Source organism: Rhodococcoides navarretei, assembly GCF_038069675.1.
GTDB classification, from domain to species: domain Bacteria; phylum Actinomycetota; class Actinomycetes; order Mycobacteriales; family Mycobacteriaceae; genus Rhodococcoides; species Rhodococcoides navarretei.
The window spans coordinates 3,335,180-3,351,139 of record NZ_JBBPCN010000001.1 but is presented as its reverse complement, the minus strand read 5'-3'; the positions used below and the strand labels follow the sequence as shown (position 1 = coordinate 3,351,139).

Sequence of the window (15,960 nt, the reverse complement as noted above, 5' to 3'; positions counted from 1 at the left end):
TCGAAAGTTCCCCCACGCCTTCGCAACCCGTTGTCCGCGAGGCTGTGACAAGGAACCGAAGATGCTCGACTCTCGAACCCTTCACCTGGCAATTCGACGCTACGCCGGGACGCTGGTCGGCGTCCTCGCCGTCCTGCTCGTCGTCTTCGCCGTCGTCGACGCCCAACCCGCCGCACAGATAGCGATGTTCGGTGCGCTGGTCGCGGCATCCCTGGTCGTGCTCGGTGCGCCGTCCGACCTCGCCGTGATCGCACCGCTGTCGTGCGCTGCAGGCGCGGACGGGCGGCGACTTCGGGGATCGTTCCGCAGGCAACAGCAACCCGATGCGCCAGGTCGCCCCATGCCCAGAGCCCCCGGTCCGGTCCGCGGACCGGACCGGTGGCTCCAGGTCTCCTGAGCCACTGCGAGATCCGGTCGAGACGCCAACCGACCGACTTCTCTCACAGTGAGGTGCTCCACCATGCTCGATTTCGTCTACTATCCCGTATCCGCGGTGTTGTGGTTTTGGCACAGAGTCTTCGGGTCCGTGCTCGGCCCCGACAACGGGTTCGCCTGGGCCCTGGCGGTGATATTCCTGGTCTTCACGTTGCGCTTGCTGCTGATCAAGCCGTTCGTCAGTCAGATTCGTTCTCAGCTCGCCATGAAAAGACTCCAACCACAGATCAAGGCCGTACAGAAGAAGTACTCGGGGGACCGTGCTCGGCAGGCAGCCGAGATGCGGAAGTTGCAGCAGGAACACGGTTTCAACCCCCTGATGGGGTGCCTGCCCCTGCTGGCGCAGGGCCCGGTGTTCATCGGTCTGCTGCACGTGCTGCGCTCGTTCAACCGAACCGGAACCGGATTCGGTCATCTCGGTATGACGGCGCAGGAGAATGCGAACACCGCGAACTACGTCTTCAGCGCCGCCGATGTGCAGTCCTTCCTCGACGCACGGCTCTTCGGTGCGCCGATCTCGGCTGCCGTCAACAGTTCTCGGGAGGTGCTCGAGGCCTTCGGTCCGTTCGGGGGAGTGCCGTCGGTGTGGAGCATCGCGTTCGTTGCGGTCCCTCTGATGATCGTCGCTGCGGTGGCCACGCACCTGAACTCGCGGGCGTCCGTCGCCCGGCAGGACGCAGCGGCGCTCGCCAACCCACAGACCGCGATCATGAACAAGCTCGTGCTCTGGGTGTTCCCGGCAGGCGTGCTCGTCGGTGGGCCGGTGCTTCCGGTCGCAGTGTTGCTGTACTGGGTCAGCAACAACATCTGGACCTACGTCCAACAGCACGTCGTCTACCGGCGCATCGATCGTGAACCAGTGGTAGTGCCGGAGGTGACATCGGTGGTCACTGCGCCCAAGCCCGGGGCCAAGCCCAGGCGTCGGTGACGGGCCAGTGCCGCCCACCGGTAGGCGGCCCGCCGTCTGTCGGGGGGCTCCGCTACCGTCGTCGGCGTGCCGATCACTGTTTCCACTGTCAACGTCAACGGAATTCGCGCAGCTGTTCGTAAGGGCATGTTGCCGTGGCTCGAGGCCACCGATGCCGACGTCATCTGCCTGCAGGAAACCCGTGCCAACGACGGGGAACTGACGAAGGCGTTGGCCCCGGCCCTCGATGCGGGCTGGCATCTGGCCTCGGCCGAGCCGTCGGCGAAAGGACGCAACGGGGTGGCCTTGCTGTCGAAGGCGGCTCCCGATGCGATTCGCACCGGCATCGGGGCCGCCGAATTCGTCGATGCCGGTCGCTACATCGAAGGCGACTTCGGCGATATCACCGTCGCGAGCCTGTACCTGCCCTCGGGCGAGGTGGGTACCGAGCGTCAGGACGAGAAGGAACGCTTCATGGCGGCGTTCGCGAAATACCTGGCCAAGACGGCCAAGGCAGCGAAGTCCGACGACCGGGACGTGGTGGTGTGCGGCGATTGGAACATCGCTCACACCGAGGCCGATCTCAAGGCCTGGAAGACCAACCGCAAGAACTCCGGCTTCCTGCCCGAGGAACGCGAATGGGTGACGCGGTTGCTCGCCGAGAAGGCTCCTTGGACCGACGTCGTACGTGCGCTGCACCCGGACGTCGACGGTCCGTACAGCTGGTGGTCCTACCGCGGCAAGGCCTTCGACAACGACGCCGGCTGGCGGATCGACTATCAGTTGGCCACGAGTGATCTGGCCGAGCGCGCCAAGGAAGCGAACACGGAGCGGGCGGAGGCGTACGACCAGCGGTGGTCCGATCACGCTCCGGTGACAGTGCGCTACCGCTAGAGCCAGGAAGTGGGCGTCGACGGGGTCGTGAAAAGATTGCGGTATGTCTTCTTCCGACTCCATCGACACTCCGCAGGGTCCGCGTCGGCGGGTGCTCTCCGGCATCCAACCGACTGCCGATTCGTTCCATCTCGGTAACTACCTGGGTGCGGTGCGGAACTGGGTGGAGTTGCAGGACGAGTTCGACGCGTTCTACTTCATCCCGGACCTGCATGCGATCACCGTTCCCCAGGATCCCAAGGAGCTTCGTCGCCGCACCCGAGTGGCCGCGGCGCAGTTGCTCGCGGTGGGAATCGATCCGGAGAAGTCGACGCTGTTCGTGCAGAGTCAGGTGCCCGAGCATGCGCAGTTGGCGTGGGTTCTGAACTGCATCACCGGGTTCGGCGAAGCGGCGCGGATGACGCAGTTCAAGGACAAGTCCGCCAAGCAAGGTCGCGATCACACGAGCGTCGGTCTGTTCACCTACCCGATTCTGCAGGCCGCCGATATCCTTCTCTACCGGCCGAATCTGGTACCCGTGGGCGAGGATCAGCGGCAACACCTCGAGTTGACTCGTGATCTGGCGCAGCGTTTCAACACTCGGTTCAAGAAGACGTTCGTCGTGCCCGATGCGCACATCATCAAGGGCACCGCGAAGATCTTCGATCTGCAGGATCCCTCCGCGAAGATGAGTAAGTCCACGTCGAATCCGGCGGGCATCGTCAACATTCTCGACGACCCGAAGGTGTCGGCGAAGAAGATTCGCTCGGCGGTGACCGACAACGAACGCGACATCGTGTTCGATACCGAGAACAAGGCGGGGGTCAGTAATCTGCTGGTCATCCAGTCTGCCTTGTCAGGTACGAGTATCGAGGATCTCGTGGCCGGCTACGCGGGTAAGGGATACGGCGACCTCAAGTCCGACACCGCGGACGTCCTGACCGAATTCGTAGTTCCATTGCGCGAGCGGATGGACGGCTTCATGTCCGACGTCGCCGAACTCGATCGCATCCTCGCGGCCGGTGCGGATCGAGCCAGGGAAGTTGCGGGTCGAACGCTTGCTCAGGTCTACGACCGGGTGGGTTTCCTGCCTCCGGGCGCATAGCATTTACGACACACTGGATGTCGCCGTGCAGTCCTTCGCGAAACGGCGTATCGAAGTGCAGCACCGTGGCAACACGATCCGACAGCGGCCGACGACAGCGAGAAGGTGAGTGCCATGCCAGATTTCAAGGCCATGCTCGACGACCGGCGCAACCGGTGGCCGTGGCTCGATCACACCGTCGTTGCGGCGCAGCGATATCAGGGTCAGAAGGGCGACTACTACGCGGCAGGCATGACGTATTTCAGTGTGCTGGCGTTGTTCCCGCTGCTGATGGTCGCCTTTGCGGTCGCCGGTTTCGTGCTGGCGAGTCAGCCCGAGTGGCTTGCCGAGATCCAGTCCCAGGTTGCCGAGAACGTGCCCGGCAGCTTCGGTGAGACCATCAGTTCGTTGATCGAGACGGCCATCGAATCGCGGACGAGCGTCGGCATCATCGGTCTGCTCGGCGCTCTGTACGCAGGTCTCGGATGGATCGCCAACCTGCGGGAGGCACTGACCGCCATGTGGGAGAGCCAGCACGAGCAGGGCGGTTTTCTCGCGACCAAGGCGAAGGACTTCGCCGCGTTGCTCGGGCTGGGCACTGCACTGGTGTTGTCGCTGGCGCTCTCGGCGCTTGCCGGTGGTGATGTGATGCGCAGCATTCTCGAGTGGGCCAATCTCGACTCCGTTCCGGGAGTCGGTATCGCACTGCGTGTGTTCTCGATTCTCCTGGCGTTGGCGGGCACGTGGGCGTTGTTCACCTGGGTGATCTCGCGGCTGCCGCGCGAGCCCGTGTCGTGGCGCAGTGCAGCCAAAGGTGCTCTGCTGGCAGCCGTCGGGTTCGAGATCTTCAAGCAGCTCGGTGCCATCTACCTGGCGTCGGTGACGAGTGGCCCCGCTGGCGTGGTTTTCGGACCGATCATCGGTCTGCTGGTGTTCGTCTTCACGACGTCACGGCTGGTGCTGTTCTCCACGGCGTTCGCTGCGACGACGCGCGAAAGCCTCGCAGAAGCACATGTTCCGGCACCGGAACCGGCCGTGATCAACACCAGGGTCGAGGTCAGCGAAGGACCGGGCGTGACGGGCGGGCTGGCGCTGGTGGGTGCCGGTGCCCTCGCTGCACTCGGTGTCGCGGGATTGCGCAACAGACGCCGCTGATCAGCGGTTGCGCGAAAGCCGTCGAGCTCCCCACAGCAGCCCGATCACCACGATCGAACCGATGACACCTATCGCGATGCGCACGACGGTGTCGCCTTGGGCCTGCATCTCGGACTGGCGGGAGCTCGACCCCGAGGCCGATGCGGGCGGCTGGGCCAGAGTCGGCGTGGCCTCGGGCGCGCGTGTGCTCGTCACCGCGGACGTCGACTGCGGCTCCACGAGTTCGCCTACGCCGCGGCTCGAATCGAGCGCGAACCCGTAGTCCAACAGGCGGGCCGCTTGCTCCCACGGCCGGATCGGCAGCACATCGCCTTTCACGATCGTCACGACGAGACGTCGACCGCCCCGCTCAGCTCCTGCGACGAATGTCTGGCGAGCATCGTCGGTGTACCCGGTTTTGCCGCCGAGTGCTCCCTCGTAGTTGTAGAGCAGCTGATTGTCGTTCGAGAGGGTGAACCCGGGCCGGTCTTGGTCGTCCGGGATCGTAGGATCCCTCGGGTAGCCGGGAAACTGAACGGTCTCGGTCGAAATCAGTTGCGCGAAGGTCGGATTACGCATGGCCGCTCGGTAGATGAGGGCCAGATCGTAGGCCGAGCTCGCCATGCCGGGACCGTCGAGACCCGACGGCGTGGCGGTGCGAGTGTCGAGTGCACCCAGTTCGGCAGCCGTAGCATTCATCTTCTCCACCGTGGCCGCGTCTCCGCCCAACTGCCTCGACAACGCATGCGCTGCATCGTTTCCCGAGGCCATCACCAGACCCTGCATCAATTGAAGATTGGTGTAGGCGCCGTTCTTTCCGATGCCGACGGCACTGCCCTCCGCATCGGCATCCTCGGCGGTCGCGGTGATCTGGGTACTCAGGTCCAGCTCGTTCAGAGCGACGATCGCGAGGAGCACCTTGATGGTGCTCGCCGGACGATGCCTCCCGTGCGGATCCTTGGCGGCCAGAACGGAACCGGAGTCCATGTCGGCCACCACGAAGCCGGTGGCCGAGATATCTGCAGGCAGTGGGGGAGCACCGTCCGGTAGCACTGCGCCGCACTCGGCGAGTCGATCGCCGCCGACGGCCTCTGCGGGGATCGGTAGCGGCTGCGGAGCAGTGCTTCCCGGTGCAGGGACCTCGGACAGGTCGATCGCAGGGGGAGGCGACGCCGCGAACGGGCAGCTGTCGGTGTCGGGCGTCGTGAACGGCGGTGTCGTCGTCGCGACGGGTGGCTCGGCGGCAGGCTGCGCGAGAGCCGGTCCACTACCGATGCCGACGAGGACCATCGACACCGCCGATACGGCCACGCACACTCTGATCCTTTTCATCGCGAATCACCATAGGCTCTCGGGGGTCGGTCGACGTGGCGACCCACCGGCAAGCACCACTCCAACGACCGCTCCGGTTCTGGTCTCGACATCGTCACCGGCAACGGTCGAATGTCGACCCTCGCGTCGCGGAACCCGCCCCGTATCCAGTATGAGAACTCGCTCATGTTGTGCTCCTTCGCTTCTCACGTTCGACCGCCATCGTTGAGTCATCACCGAAAAGGTGGCCCACAGAACCCGGATCGAAGGAGCAGTCATGAGAATGCCAGGGAAGTTCTTGATCGTCGGCGCAGCAGCCGTTGTCGTCACTCTCGGAAGCGTCGGCGCACTCGCGATCGCCGACGACGACCCCACTCAGCAGCGGCCGTCCTCGATCTCGGTGGAACAGCGGCAGCCTGTCGCCGATCCGGTTCCTGTCCAGCCGGCAGTCCCAGCGCAGCCGCCGGCTCCGACGCAGATCCCTGACGACCGCTACGACGACTGGGACGACCGGAACGACGACCTGAACGGTCGTGACGACGATTGGGACGACCGGAACGACGACTGGGACGACCGCAGCGACGACCTGAACGGTCGTGACGACGACGATTGGGACGACCGGAACGATCGTGACGACGATTGGGACGACCGGAACGATGACGCCGACGATCTGGACGACGACGACGACGACAACGACGACGATCTGGACGACGACAACGGCCGGGACGACTGAGACCGGTGAGCGGCGTCGCCCCGCCCGACGCCGCTCATGTTTCCGACAGTCGGTATCCCATTCCGCGAACGGTCTCGATTTTTTCGGCACCGAATTTCGCTCGTAGATAGCGGACGTAGACGTCGACGACATTGGAGCCCGGGTCGAAGTCGTAGCCCCACACCTGCGACAGGAGTTGTTCCCGCGAGAGGACCTGGCCGGGGTGTCGCATGAAGGTCTCGGCCAGGGCGAACTCGCGGGCCGAGAGGTCGACGGTCCGGTCTGCGACCACTGCTCGCCGGGTACGCAGGTCGAGGGTGAGGTCACCGATGCTGAGCTGGGTGGTGTCGACGGTTCGCTTGGTGCCCAGGCGAACTCGGATACGCGCGAGCAGTTCCTCGAATCGGAACGGCTTGGCCATGTAGTCGTCGGCACCGGTCTCGAGACCGGACACCACGTCCTGGACGCTGTCGCGGGCGGTCAACACGATCACCGGTATCTCGCAGTGCTCTCCACGCAACCGCTGCAGTACCTCGAAGCCGTCCATGATCGGCAGACCGATGTCGAGTACCACCAGATCGAAGTCACCACTGCGGGCGTGTTCGTACGCGGATCTGCCGTCGGAGACCGTCGTCGTGCTGAAACCGCTCGCTCGCAACCCCTTGTGCACGAACGAGGCGATACGAGGTTCGTCTTCGGCGATCAGGATGCGGGCCATGGTCGATCCTTCTGCGGAGGTAGGGAATCGGTCAGTGGAATCGTGATCGTGAACGTGGCCCCGTGCCCCGGTGCGCTGCCGACACTCACCCGTCCTCGGTGGGCCTGTGCGATGGCGGTGACGATGGACAATCCGAGCCCCGCGCCCTCGGTGCGTCTGGTTCCGTTTCGACCGCGGGCGAAGCGCTCGAAGATTCTTTCCTGCTCGTCGCGCTCGATTCCCGGGCCCGAGTCGGTGACCCAGAACCGGATGTCGCCGTCGGATAGTTGTGAACCGATACCGATGCGGCTGCCGGGCATCGTGTGGTGAGTGGCGTTGTCCGCCAACGCCAGCAGTGCCTGGGTCAGTCGTTGCGCGTCGAGCGGCGCATGGACGGTTGCGCTCGCCTCCAGCACCCATTCCCGGTCGGCGAGGGTGGTCACCTTGTCGAACACGCTTCGAGTGAGCGCGTCGACATCGGTGTCCACGGGCGTGACGAAGCTCGTCTGATCGGCCCGGGTGAGCAGCAACAAGTCGGCGACGAGTCGGTTCATCCGATCGAGTTCGTCGTCGACGAGCGCGACGGTATCGCGAACGTCGACGGGGTCGCCGTGGTCGAGCACGTCGAGATGACCGCGGACGATGGTGATGGGAGTGCGGAGTTCGTGGCCTGCGTCGTCGAGGAATCGACGTTGGCTCGCCGCGCCGGACTCGAGCCGGTCGAGCATCGAGTTCAGCGTGTCGATCAGGGCTCCTATGTCGTCGCCTCGGCCTGTCGTTCTGGCGTCGGTGATTCGGCCGGACAGGTCGGTTTCGGTGATCGTTCTGGCGGTGGCGGTGATGTGTCTGATCGGCGACATGATGCGGCCCGCGACGAACCACGCCCCCACTGCCGCCAGCACCGAGGTGACGCCGCCGACGACCAGCATCAGAGTCGCGGTCTCGTTCGCCGAGGCGCGTTCCTGGTCGGCGAAGTAGGCGGCGACCACGACCCCGGTCACCGGGCCGCCCGCCAGGGAGACCGGCACCGCGAGGTACACCACCTCACCTGCCGCGCTCGAATACGAACCCTCCACGGGCGCGGTGACGGTGCCGACCTCGGCGGTGAAGCCGGTGTCGTCGGAGAGACGCACCGGTGCCTGCTGTCTGCTCTGCACGGCGAACGTACCGTCCACGTAGCCCAGGAATTTCTCGTTGGGGCGAGCGAGGTTGTAGGTGATCACCACGCGGAGCACGTCGTCGATGTCGTCGAACGGTGCACCGGTTCCCGGATCGACGCCTGCGTCGGTGAGGGTGGTGAACTCGGCGATCTCGGTGCGCAGCGATTCGCGCATGCGATTGTCGGTCGCACGGATCATGAGCAGCCAGGTGGTGACGGTGACGGCTGCCAGAGATGCCAGCACCAGCAGAAGGACCCACGAGAGGATGCGGCTTCGGGCGCTCGTCGGGCGTAGGGCGAGCAGTCGCGTCCGCATCACGTGGTCGGTCTCGTAGCGGAGTCAGTCGTCGTCGTCATCGTCATCCCAGTCGTCGTCGAAATCATCGTCCCAGTCGGCAGGAGGCAGCGGCGGTGGGGGCACGAATCCGTCCGGTGCCACCGGCTGTGGCGCGGTGGTCGGCGCGGGTTCGCCCGGTACCGGTGCCGGGGGAACGGGTTGCGGGGTACCCGGGGCGGATTGCGTGGGTGCGGCGGGTGCGACGATGGGTGCGGGCAACGGGGTCTGCTCGCCCGTCGATCGCGTCGTCAGCAAGGCCGTGACGAGTACGGCGAGCGTGAGCAGTCCCAGGGCCGAGACGATGATGGTTCGCACACAGCCGAGTCTGACGACGATGGATTGTGGCTACGTGAATCCGAGATGAGAGTTCTCTCATGTCGTCCGAGGTCCGATGGTGCGCACACGGTTTCCTCGACTGACGAATAATCGTCGAAGATGCGTGACAGGTACCCATCGTTTCTTACAGTGATCAAGTCGGCGGGTCGGATTCGTCGGTGTTCGACAGCCGGTTGTTGGAAAGGGAAGTGCAATGAAGGTTCGGCAAAGGCGCGGGCCGATCGCGGTATGCGCGGTCGCGGCACTGACTCTCGCTGCCTGTTCGAGCACCGGTGGTGCTCCTCGGTCGTCCGACGACGGGAGCAACGCGGGCGTCGCCGACACGCCGTCGGCGACGATCGCGATGATCACGCACGAGGTTCCCGGCGACACCTTCTGGGATCTGGTTCGCAAGGGTGCCGAGGCCGCGGCGGCCAAGGACAACATCGAGCTGCGCTACTCCGCAGATCCCGAAGCACCCAACCAGGCCAACCTCGTCCAGAGTGCGATCGACTCGAAAGTCGACGGAATCGCGGTCACTCTGGCCAAACCCGACGCGATGGCACCCGCCGTCGAGGCAGCGACCGCCGCGGGCATCCCGGTCGTCGCGTTCAATTCCGGCTACGACTCCTGGAAGGACATGGGAGTCCAGCAGTACTTCGGTCAGGACGAGACCATCGCCGGACAGGCCGCCGGGGCTCGCCTCACCGAGGACGGTGCACGCAAGACTCTGTGCATCATCCAGGAGCAGGGTGCCGTGGCACTCGAGGCGCGCTGTGCAGGCGTGAACCAGGGCTTCGGAGGTACCACCGAGATCCTCAACGTCAACAGCAAGGACATGCCGTCCGTCGAGTCGACCATCACCGCCAAGCTGCAGCAGGACCCGACCATCGACCACGTCATCGCGCTGGCCGCTCCGATCGCGCTGACCGCGGTGCAGTCCAAGAACAATGCGGGCAGCGACGCCACGATCGTCACCTTCGACACCAACGCTGCACTCGTCGATGCGATCGAGTCCGGTGATGTGGCGTGGGCCATCGATCAGCAGCCCTACCTGCAGGGTTACCTGGCCATCGACTCGTTGTGGCTCTATCTCAACAACGGCAACACGATCGGCGGCGGCACCCCGGTGCTGACCGGGCCCGCGTTCATCGATTCGACCAACATCGACGCGGTCGCCGAGTACGCCCGCAACGGCACGCGCTGAGTACGTCGCTTCGGCGCGGAAGGAACATCATGTCCACACAGGCCGATCCGGCTCTGTCCGAACACACCGTGATTGCAGACGAGCGGGTCAAGAAGCAGAAACCGTTGCAGCGGTTGCTGATTCGACCGGAGGTCGGTGCCCTGTTCGGCGCGGTCGCCATCTTCGTCTTCTTCTGCATCGTGGCACCGCCGTTTCGATCGCCCGAGGCTCTGGCCACCGTGCTGTACGCATCCTCGACCATCGGCATCATGGCGATCGGTGTCTCCCTGTTGATGATCGGCGGAGAATTCGACCTCTCCACCGGGGTTGCGGTGACGTTCTCCTCGATCATGGCCTCCATGCTGGCCTACAACCTGCACCTGAACGTCTGGGCGGGCTCTGCGTTGGCGCTGCTGCTGGCACTGGCGGTCGGGTTCCTCAACGGATACCTGGTGATGACGACGAAGATTCCGTCGTTCCTGATCACGTTGGCGTCGTTCCTGATGCTCACCGGCATCAACCTCGCCGTCACCAAGCTCGTCACCGGCCAGGTCGCCACCCCGTCCATCTCGGACATGGAGGGATTCGACTCGGCGAAGGCCGTGTTCTCGTCCTCGTTCTCGCTGCTGGGGGTCTCGGTCCGCATCACCGTCGTGTGGTGGATCGTGTTCACCCTCGCCGCGACCTGGGTGCTGATGAAGACCCGAATCGGCAACTGGATCTTCGCAGTCGGCGGCAACCAGGAATCGGCGCGAGCCGTCGGTGTCCCGGTCACCCGGGTCAAGATCGGCTTGTTCATGTTCGTCGGCTTCTGCGCCTGGTTCGTCGGCATGCACCTGCTGTTCGCGTTCGACAGCGTCCAGTCCGGCCAAGGCGTGGGCAACGAATTCCTCTACATCATCGCTGCCGTCATCGGTGGATGCCTGCTCACCGGTGGATACGGTACGGCTGTCGGTGCATTCATCGGAGCGTTCATCTTCGGCATGACCAACCAGGGCATCGTCTATGCGGGCTGGAACCCGGACTGGTTCAAGTTCTTCCTCGGCGCGATGCTGCTGTTCGCAGTGATCGCGAACAGCTCCTTCCGCAACTACGCGGCGAAAAGGTGACCATGACGTCCTCCGCGAACACGCCCCTCATCGAGCTGAAAGGTGTGGGTAAGAGCTACGGCAACATCATTGCGCTGCACGGGATCGACCTCCGCGTCGGTGCCGGTGAGGTCACTTGCGTTCTCGGTGACAACGGCGCAGGCAAGTCCACTCTGATCAAGATCATGTCCGGTCTGCATCGGCCGTCGGAGGGTGAACTGCTCGTCGATGGCAACGCGACAACGTTCGGTTCGCCCAAGCAGGCGGTGGACCAGGGCATCTCCACGGTCTACCAGGATCTCGCGGTCGTCTCCCTGATGCCGGTGTGGCGCAACTTCTTTCTCGGCCAGGAGTTGCGCAAGGGCAGAGTTCTCAAGACGCTCGACACCCATGCCATGCGCGCGAGAACCATCGACGAACTCCGCAAGATGGGTATCGATCTGCCGGACGTCGATGCCCCCATCGGCTCGTTGTCCGGTGGTCAACGTCAGTGCGTGGCCATCGCTCGGGCCATCTTCTTCGGTGCCCGAGTGCTCATTCTCGACGAGCCGACCGCCGCTCTCGGCGTCAAACAGTCCGGCATGGTTCTCCGGTACATCTCGGCGGCCAGGGAGAAGGGCTTCGGCGTCGTGTTCATCACCCACAATCCTCACCACGCGTACCTGGTCGGAGATCACTTCGTCCTACTCGATCGTGGACGTCAGACGTTGGACTGTGCGCACCACGACATCTCGCTCGACGACCTCACCAAGGAAATGGCAGGCGGCGACGAACTGGCGACCCTCTCCGACGAACTGCGCCGCTGACCTGCCAGGGCCCCGGGTCCATGCGTGAGAATCGCGCGCGGCGGGTAGAAGATCGGTAGCGGTGCCCGTCGGAGGCACCAGACGAAGGAGCCGAACATGAGCGAGCACGAGCCCCTCGGACCACTGTCGCCGGACTTTCTCGAATCCGATTTCTACGGGTATCAGAGCATGCTCGACGACGCCGAGACCGAGGCGGTCCTGCGCACCCGTCGGTTCCTGCAGGACGAGGTCGCGCCGCGGGCGAACGAATTCTGGGAGAAGGCCGCGTCCCCGGTGCACCTGCTGCCCAAGATCGCTGGACTCGAAATCGCCGGTCTCGGTTACGAGTTCGACGATCGAAAGGCCTCCCGCAAGCTGCTCACCGGTTGGCTCGAGATGGAGTTCGCCCGGGTCGATCCGTCCACGGGAACGATGTTCAGCGTGCACAGTTCGCTGGCGATGAGCAGTATTTCGATACTCGGTTCCGAGGAGCAGCGCGAGCGGTGGTTGCCCGCCATGCGCCGAATGGAGAAGATCGGCGCGTTCGGACTGTCCGAACCACACGGTGGCTCCGACGTCGCAGGCGGACTCGAGACCACCGCTCGACTCGACGGAGAGCACTGGATCCTCAACGGCAGCAAGCGCTGGATCGGCAACGCCACCTTCGCTGATCTCACGATCGTCTTCGCCAAGGACGAGGCCGACGGCGAGGTCAAGGGCTTCGTCGTCGAGCAGGGTTTCGAGGGATTCCGGGCCGAGAAGATCGAGGGCAAGTACTCGCTCCGCGCGGTCGAGAACGCGGACATCCATCTGGAGAACTGCCGAGTCCCGGTCGCCAACAAGCTTGCCGAGGCCAACTCGTTCGCCGACACCGCGAAGGTGCTCCGCTTGACCCGCGGAGGAGTGGCCTTCCAGGCCGTCGGCGTGATGATGGGCGCGTACGAACGAGCCGTGGCGTACGCGCGCGAACGCGAACAATTCGGATCTCCGATCGCGTCGTTCCAGCTGATCTCCGATCTGATCGCACGCATGACGGCGAACATCACCGCCTCGCTCGGCATGGCGATTCGTGTCGCTCAGTTGCAGGACAACGGCGTCCACTACGACGAACACGCGGCGCTGGCCAAGACGTTCTGCACGACGCGACTGCGCGAGGTCGTCGGCTGGGCGCGAGAGATACTGGGCGGCAACGGAATTCTCATCGAACACGACGTCATCCGATTCTTCGCCGATGCCGAGGCCCTGTACTCCTACGAGGGCACCGCGCAGATCAACAACCTGATCGTCGGCCGCGGAGTGACGGGCTTCGGCGCGTTCGTGTGACGGACAGACGAGAGCGCCCCTTCGCGTGTGCGAAGGGGCGCTCTCGTCGTCGGATTCGGTGACTAGCGGGCGAAGAGCAACGCGCGCTTGACTTCCTGAATCGCCTTGGTGACCTGGATGCCACGGGGGCATGCGTCGGTGCAGTTGAAGGTGGTGCGGCAACGCCACACGCCCTCGACATCGTTGAGGATGTCCAGACGCTCGGTTGCACCCTCGTCACGGCTGTCGAAGATGAACCGGTGTGCGTTGACGATGGCGGCCGGACCGAAGTAACTGCCGTCGCTCCAGAACACGGGGCACGAGGTGGTGCAGCACGCGCACAGGATGCACTTGGTGGTGTCGTCGAAACGGGCGCGGTCCGCCGCGGACTGGATCCGCTCGCGGGTCGGCTCGTTGCCCGTCGTCATGAGGAACGGCTTCACGGCGCGGAACGCGTCGAAGAAGGGCTCCATGTCGACGATGAGGTCCTTCTCCACCGGCAGACCCTTGATGGGCTCGATGGTGATGTTCAGCGTCTTCGACGAGTCCTTGGGGAGCATGTCGCGCATCAGCACCTTGCAGGCGAGACGGTTGACACCGTTGATACGCATCGCGTCACTCCCGCAGACACCGTGTGCGCACGAGCGACGGAACGTGAGTGTTCCGTCCAGGTAGCCCTTCACGTACAGCAGGAGGTTGAGCAGACGGTCCGTGGCCAGAGTGGGGACCTGGAAGGTGTCCCAGCGCTGACCGTCTCCGCTCTCGGGATTGAAGCGCGCGATCTTGAGATTGACCATCACCGCGCCCTCGGGGACGGGCGGGAGATCGGACTCGTTGGACTTCTTGTCCAGTGTGGGTGCGCTCATGTCAGTACTTCCGCTCCATCGGCTCGTAGCGGGTTTGGATTACCGGCTTGTAATCCAAGCGGATATCGGTGAGCAGACCTTCGCCCTCTTTGTAGGCCATGGTGTGCTTCATGTACTCGGCGTCGTTGCGCTCGGGGTAGTCCTCGCGAGCGTGTCCGCCGCGCGATTCCTTCCGGTTGAGTGCGCCGACGACCGTGACCTCCGCCATTTCGAGCAGGAAGCCGAGTTCGATGGCCTCGAGCAGGTCGCTGTTGTAGCGCTTGCCCTTGTCCTCGACAGTGATCTTGTTGTACCGCTCCTTGAGGGCGCGGACATCCTTGAGCGCCGTCTCGAGACGCTCCTCCGTACGGAACACCGATGCGTTGTTGTCCATCGACTGCTGCATCTCGGTACGGATGTCGGCTGCGCGCTCGTGACCGTGGTCGGACAGGATCAACTCCAGCCAGTCCTGCACCATCTTCGCCGGCTCCTCGGGGAGCGGGGTGAAGTCGACCGAGTTCGCGTACTCGGCCGCCGCAATGCCGGCACGACGTCCGAAGACGTTGATGTCGAGCAGCGAGTTGGTGCCGAGACGGTTCGCACCGTGGACGGACACGCAGGCACATTCACCGGCCGCATAGAGGCCGGGAACGATGTCCTCGTTGTTGCGCAGTACCTCGCCGCGGATCTTGGTGGGGATACCGCCCATGACGTAGTGACACGTCGGGTAGACGGGCACCGGCTCCTTGACGGGGTCGACGCCGAGGTAGGTGCGCGAGAACTCCATGATGTCCGGGAGCTTCTCGTCCAGAACTTCCTCGGGGATGTGCGTGACGTCGATGTAGACGTAATCCTTGTTCGGGCCGCCGCCGCGTCCTTCGAGTACCTCGAGCACCATCGAGCGCGCGACGATGTCGCGGGGCGCGAGGTCCTTGATGGTCGGTGCGTAGCGCTCCATGAAGCGCTCACCCGACTCGTTCCGCAGGATGCCGCCCTCGCCTCGCACGGCCTCGGAGATGAGGATGCCCAGGCCGGCGAGACCTGTCGGGTGGAACTGGTGGAATTCCATGTCCTCCAAGGGAAGACCCTTGCGGAACACGATGCTCATGCCGTCACCGGTGAGGGTGTGGGCGTTGGAGGTGGTCTTGTAGATTCGGCCCGATCCTCCGGTGGCGAAGATGATCGACTTCGCGTGGAAGATGTGCAGCTCACCCGTGGAGAGCTCGTAGGCGATGATGCCGGTCGCGACGGGACCGTCGTCGGTCTCGGTCAGACACAGATCCAGTGCGTAGAACTCGTTGTAGAACTCGACGTCGTGCTTGACGCAGTTCTGGTAGAGCGTCTGCAGGATCATGTGGCCGGTGCGGTCGGCTGCGTAGCACGCACGACGCACCGGAGCTTTGCCGTGATCGCGAGTGTGGCCACCGAAGCGCCGCTGGTCGATCTTGCCTTCGGGGGTCCGGTTGAACGGAAGACCCATCTTCTCCAGATCGAGAACTGCGTCGATGGCCTCCTTGGCCATGATCTCCACCGCGTCCTGGTCGGCGAGGTAGTCGCCGCCCTTGACGGTGTCGAACGTGTGCCACTCCCAGTTGTCTTCCTCGACATTGGCCAGGGCGGCGCACATGCCGCCCTGAGCAGCGCCGGTGTGCGAGCGCGTGGGGTAGAGCTTGGTCAGTACGGCTGTGCGAGCGCGGGGTCCGGCCTCGATCGCAGCACGCATACCGGCACCGCCTGCGCCGACGATCAGTACGTCGTAACGATGTTCCTGCATGTAAGCGTCAGTGTCC

General features: G+C 64.3%; 16 protein-coding genes. 10 read left to right on the top strand and 6 right to left on the bottom strand.

Features of this window, described 5'->3' with window-relative positions; all coding sequences use genetic code 11:
• The first annotated feature begins 61 nt into the window (after window positions 1-61).
• The 5 genes from AABD04_RS15770 (at window position 62) to yhjD (ending at window position 4,454) form a co-directional block, all read left to right on the top strand.
• On the top strand, window positions 62-397 hold the full coding sequence (locus tag AABD04_RS15770) for a DUF6412 domain-containing protein (protein WP_341441737.1): 336 nt from the start codon (window positions 62-64) through the stop codon (window positions 395-397).
• A gap of 63 nt (window positions 398-460) precedes the next feature.
• Window positions 461-1,363: a membrane protein insertase YidC gene (gene yidC, locus AABD04_RS15765; RefSeq protein WP_341441736.1), complete on the top strand. Its 903-nt coding sequence runs from the start codon at window positions 461-463 to the stop codon at window positions 1,361-1,363.
• Window positions 1,364-1,429: 66 nt separating this feature from the next.
• Entirely contained in the window at window positions 1,430-2,236 is an 807-nt protein-coding gene (locus AABD04_RS15760) for an exodeoxyribonuclease III (protein ID WP_341441735.1), read from the top strand.
• 43 nt (window positions 2,237-2,279) lie between these two features.
• Window positions 2,280-3,320 carry a tryptophan--tRNA ligase gene (gene trpS / locus AABD04_RS15755; RefSeq protein ID WP_243594819.1) on the top strand — a complete coding sequence of 347 codons (1,041 nt, stop codon included), beginning with the start codon at window positions 2,280-2,282 and terminating at the stop codon, window positions 3,318-3,320.
• 114 nt (window positions 3,321-3,434) lie between these two features.
• Entirely contained in the window at window positions 3,435-4,454 is a 1,020-nt protein-coding gene (gene yhjD / locus AABD04_RS15750; protein WP_243594820.1) for an inner membrane protein YhjD, read from the top strand.
• On the opposite strand, the gene AABD04_RS15745 is transcribed toward yhjD, so the two are convergent.
• Window positions 4,455-5,765 (bottom strand): D-alanyl-D-alanine carboxypeptidase family protein, encoded by a 1,311-nt coding sequence (locus tag AABD04_RS15745; RefSeq protein WP_341441734.1) that lies wholly within the window; start codon window positions 5,763-5,765, stop codon window positions 4,455-4,457.
• Window positions 5,766-6,021: 256 nt separating this feature from the next.
• Here AABD04_RS15745 and AABD04_RS15740 point away from each other — a divergent pair, with 256 nt between their 5' ends.
• Window positions 6,022-6,477, top strand: coding sequence for a hypothetical protein (locus AABD04_RS15740; protein ID WP_341441733.1), 456 nt, complete (start codon window positions 6,022-6,024; stop codon window positions 6,475-6,477).
• A 34-nt stretch (window positions 6,478-6,511) separates the two neighbouring features.
• Here the strand turns inward: AABD04_RS15740 and AABD04_RS15735 are convergent, their stop codons facing one another.
• Genes AABD04_RS15735 through AABD04_RS15725 form a run of 3 tightly spaced genes read right to left on the bottom strand, consistent with a single transcriptional unit; the run spans window position 6,512 to window position 8,964 of the window.
• The gene (locus tag AABD04_RS15735; RefSeq protein ID WP_341441732.1) at window positions 6,512-7,174 is read right to left on the bottom strand and encodes a response regulator transcription factor; all 663 of its coding nucleotides are present in this window, start codon (window positions 7,172-7,174) and stop codon (window positions 6,512-6,514) included.
• Complete coding sequence (locus tag AABD04_RS15730) at window positions 7,159-8,628, bottom strand: sensor histidine kinase (RefSeq protein ID WP_341441731.1); 1,470 nt, start codon at window positions 8,626-8,628, stop codon at window positions 7,159-7,161. Before AABD04_RS15730 ends, AABD04_RS15735 begins: the two co-directional genes overlap by 16 nt.
• Before the next feature lie 24 nt (window positions 8,629-8,652).
• Window positions 8,653-8,964: a hypothetical protein gene (locus AABD04_RS15725; protein ID WP_243594825.1), complete on the bottom strand. Its 312-nt coding sequence runs from the start codon at window positions 8,962-8,964 to the stop codon at window positions 8,653-8,655.
• Between the two features lie 214 nt (window positions 8,965-9,178).
• On the opposite strand from AABD04_RS15725, the gene AABD04_RS15720 reads away from it, so the two are divergent.
• The 4 genes from AABD04_RS15720 to AABD04_RS15705 all read left to right on the top strand — a co-directional run bounded on the left by AABD04_RS15720 (window position 9,179) and on the right by AABD04_RS15705 (window position 13,346).
• The gene (locus tag AABD04_RS15720; protein ID WP_243594826.1) at window positions 9,179-10,171 is read left to right on the top strand and encodes a substrate-binding domain-containing protein; all 993 of its coding nucleotides are present in this window, start codon (window positions 9,179-9,181) and stop codon (window positions 10,169-10,171) included.
• Between the two features lie 29 nt (window positions 10,172-10,200).
• On the top strand, window positions 10,201-11,259 hold the full coding sequence (locus tag AABD04_RS15715; protein WP_341441730.1) for an ABC transporter permease: 1,059 nt from the start codon (window positions 10,201-10,203) through the stop codon (window positions 11,257-11,259).
• 2 nt (window positions 11,260-11,261) lie between these two features.
• Window positions 11,262-12,044, top strand: a complete 783-nt coding sequence (locus tag AABD04_RS15710) for an ATP-binding cassette domain-containing protein (protein ID WP_341441729.1) — start codon at window positions 11,262-11,264, stop codon at window positions 12,042-12,044.
• Window positions 12,045-12,140: 96 nt separating this feature from the next.
• Window positions 12,141-13,346: an acyl-CoA dehydrogenase family protein gene (locus AABD04_RS15705; RefSeq protein WP_341441728.1), complete on the top strand. Its 1,206-nt coding sequence runs from the start codon at window positions 12,141-12,143 to the stop codon at window positions 13,344-13,346.
• 62 nt (window positions 13,347-13,408) lie between these two features.
• On the opposite strand, the gene AABD04_RS15700 is transcribed toward AABD04_RS15705, so the two are convergent.
• Window positions 13,409-14,191 (bottom strand): succinate dehydrogenase iron-sulfur subunit, encoded by a 783-nt coding sequence (locus AABD04_RS15700; RefSeq protein WP_008718029.1) that lies wholly within the window; start codon window positions 14,189-14,191, stop codon window positions 13,409-13,411.
• Window position 14,192: 1 nt separating this feature from the next.
• Window positions 14,193-15,944, bottom strand: coding sequence for a succinate dehydrogenase flavoprotein subunit (gene sdhA, locus AABD04_RS15695; protein WP_037188148.1), 1,752 nt, complete (start codon window positions 15,942-15,944; stop codon window positions 14,193-14,195).
• Window positions 15,945-15,960 lie beyond the last annotated feature (16 nt).